The sequence below is a fragment of the Sporosarcina sp. P29 genome (genome assembly GCF_002743265.1).
GTDB lineage: Bacteria > Bacillota > Bacilli > Bacillales_A > Planococcaceae > Sporosarcina.
The window spans coordinates 1-423 of sequence record NZ_PDYX01000098.1 but is presented as its reverse complement, the minus strand read 5'-3'; the positions used below and the strand labels follow the sequence as shown (position 1 = coordinate 423).

The window sequence follows — 423 nt, the reverse complement described above, 5'->3', positions numbered from 1 at the left end:
TTCGTAACCTTTAGATAACTTCAGTAATGTATAGGGACCGAGTAGTACAGGTTTACCTTTAATACCTAGTTCGCTCTTGGCTTCACGATAAGCAGTTAGAGGCTTGTTTTCCGTTAATTGAAAACGCTGACCTTCGTACTCGGGCACGATATAGTGATAGTTTGTATTGAACCACTTTGTCATTTCAGAGGCAACTGCCTCATCATTACCGCGTGCCATCGAAAAGTATGTGGAAGTGGAAACTTGTCCGCCTTTCCAGTTATAGCGTGACGGAATGATTCCGAACATGGCTGACGTATCCAGTACGCGGTCATACAATGTGAAGTCGCCTACAGCAATCAAATCAACTCCGGCGTCTTGTTGTTTCTTCAAGTTTGCCAAGCGAATCTCTTTCGTTGTTTGAAGAAGCTCATCTTCTGAAAT

At 43.3% G+C, this 423-nt stretch carries 1 protein-coding gene; it reads right to left on the bottom strand.

Annotated elements, in window-relative coordinates; genetic code table 11:
* A partial coding sequence (locus CSV68_RS16725) for a uroporphyrinogen decarboxylase/cobalamine-independent methonine synthase family protein (protein WP_483315687.1) occupies positions 1 to 423 on the bottom strand: 423 nt, incomplete at both ends.